This is a genomic window from Pseudomonas sp. K5002 (assembly GCF_013386655.1).
In the GTDB taxonomy this organism is placed as follows: Bacteria; Pseudomonadota; Gammaproteobacteria; order Pseudomonadales; family Pseudomonadaceae; genus Aquipseudomonas.
The window spans coordinates 1-2255 of record NZ_JACARK010001300.1 but is presented as its reverse complement, the minus strand read 5'-3'; the positions used below and the strand labels follow the sequence as shown (position 1 = coordinate 2255).

Sequence of the window (2255 nt, the reverse complement as noted above, 5' to 3'; positions counted from 1 at the left end):
AGGGGCCGAAGGTCGGCTCGGTCTGGCCGGCTGGCAGGGTCTGGCCTTTCGGGCGGCGGACCTCGGTGCCCGACGGGCGAATCGTCGACGCGCGGCCGTGGTAACCGATCGGCACATACTTGTAGTTGGGCAGCAGCGGGTTGTCCGGGCGGAACAGCTTGCCGACGTTTTGCGCGTGCTCGATGCCCACGTAGAAGTCGGTGTAGTCGTTGATCCTGGCCGGCAGGTGCATCTGGCAATCGGCAGCCGGGTGCAGCGCAGCTTGCAGTTTGCCTTGCTGGTCGCTGCCCTCGGCCAACAGTTCCAGCAGGCGTTCACGCAGGGCCACGCGCGGGCCACGGCCGAGTTCGAAAAACGCGTTCAATTGGCCGCCAGCGGTGGCTTCAACGGCCCGGCGGGCTTCGCCTTCAAAGCATTCCAACGCGGCGTGCAGATCAAGAATCTGCTCGCCAATCACCACGCCACTGCGCGGTGCCGAGCCATTAACGCTGAACACCCCCAACGGCAGGTTTTGCAGCGGGAAATCCCGGTGACCGTTGGCGGAAGCCACCCAACTGCGGGTGAGATTAGGCTGAGTCATGGGTTATCTCCGATTCGGGTTGAAGGTTGCAGGGAGTGAGGCCCAGCAAGCGTCGTAGGAAGGTTGCAGTTGCGGGCATTCCAGCGCGAACTGTGTAGGACGCAGCACTTGGCTGGTCTCGAACATGAACGCCATGGTGTTATCAATCTTGTGGGGCTCAAGCGTCGCGTTGATGGCTTTGGTGCAAGTCTCGCCATCCGGGCCGTGGGCGCTCATGCAGCTGTGCAACGACGCGCCGCCGGGCACGAAGCCTTCAGCCTTGGCGTCGTAGGCACCCTGGATCAGGCCCATGTATTCGTTCATCAGGTTGCGGTGGAACCACGGTGGCCGGAAGGTGTTTTCGGCGACCATCCAGCGGGGCGGGAAGATCACGAAGTCGAGGTTGGCCAGGCCGTGCACGCTGGTGGGCGAGGTCAATACGGTGAAGATCGACGGGTCCGGGTGATCGAAGCTCACGGTGCCGATGGTGTTGAAACGACGCAGGTCGTATTTGTACGGCACGTTGTTGCCGTGCCACGCCACCACGTTCAGCGGCGAATGGTCGAGCTGGCAGCCCCACAGTTCGCCGAGGAATTTCTGCACAAGCGTGGTCGGTTGCTTGAGGTCTTCGTAATGGGCGACGGGCGTGAGGAAATCCCGTGGGTTGGCCAGGCCGTTGCTGCCGATAGGACCAAGGTCCGGCAGGCGCAGTGGCGCGCCATGGTTCTCGGCGACGTAACCGCGGGCCTGGGCATCCAGCAGTTCGACGCGGAATTTCAGGCCGCGGGGCAGCACGACGATTTCCAGTGGCTCGACTTCCAGCACACCCAGTTCGGTCGCAATGCGCAGGCGGCCCTGCTCGGGAACGACCAACAGTTCGCCGTCCGCGTTGAAGAACACGCGGTCCATCGAACGGTTGGCGCGGTAGTTGTAGATGCTGATGCCCGAGGGTTTTTCCGATCCGGAATTGGCGACCATGCCTACAAGGCCATCGACGAAATCTGTCGGCTCACCCGGAATATCCAGCGGGTTCCAGCGCAGGCGGTTGGGCGTCACAGCGCCCAGCGGTCCACCGGCCAACTGCCGTTCCAGCTTGACGAACGCCGGGTGATTGGCCGACGGCTGGATGCGGTACAACCAGGTGCGCCGGGCTTCGCTGCGGGCCATGGTGAAGGCGGTGCCGGAAAAGAGTTCGGTGTACAGCCCGTAGGGCGCTTTCTGCGGGGCGTTCTGGCCGACGGGCAATGCACCGGGCAAGGCTTCAGTGGCAAATTCATTGCCAAAACCCGATTGGTATTCGAGGGTCATGGATCATCCTCTGAGCGGAAGTTGTTTTTATCGTAATCCAGTTACGCATAACGTAATTTGATACCTGTTGACCGTCAAGCTATAAAGACGCCCATTCGTCTTTCGGATTCATGCCCTCCATGGAAAAGCCGCCCGTCCCCCGCGACACCGGTAAACAGAAAGTCCGCTCGGCTGAAGTGGGCACCGACATCCTCAAGGCCCTGGCTGAACTGTCGCCGGCCACCTCGTTGTCGCGCCTGGCCGAGCACGTGCAAATGCCGGCGAGCAAGGTCCACCGTTATTTGCAGGCGCTGATTGCCTCGGGTTTTGCCGAACAGAACACCGCCACCAACCATTACGGCCTGGGCCGCGAAGCCTTGCGCGTGGGGCTGGCCGCGCTGGGCAGCAT

General features: G+C 62.3%; 2 protein-coding genes and 1 pseudogene. 1 reads left to right on the top strand and 2 read right to left on the bottom strand.

The annotated features are described in order from the left end of the window. Nucleotides 1-580, bottom strand: a pseudogene (locus HX846_RS35855) (fumarylacetoacetase); the annotation flags it as partial. A gap of 3 nt (nucleotides 581-583) precedes the next feature. Further along, a complete protein-coding gene (hmgA, locus tag HX846_RS35850) occupies nucleotides 584-1867 on the bottom strand; it encodes a homogentisate 1,2-dioxygenase (RefSeq protein WP_178967306.1) in 1284 nt (427 codons plus the stop codon). Nucleotides 1868-1986: 119 nt separating this feature from the next. Between hmgA and HX846_RS35845 the strand changes: the two genes are divergently transcribed. Further along, the coding region (locus tag HX846_RS35845; protein ID WP_178967305.1) for a helix-turn-helix domain-containing protein at nucleotides 1987-2255 on the top strand (269 nt) is incomplete at its 3' end.

Coding starts and splice junctions, on each gene's coding strand:
- hmgA (WP_178967306.1), bottom strand. CDS start 1,867: ATGACCCTCGAATACCAATCGGGTTTTGGCAATGAATTTGCCACTGAA.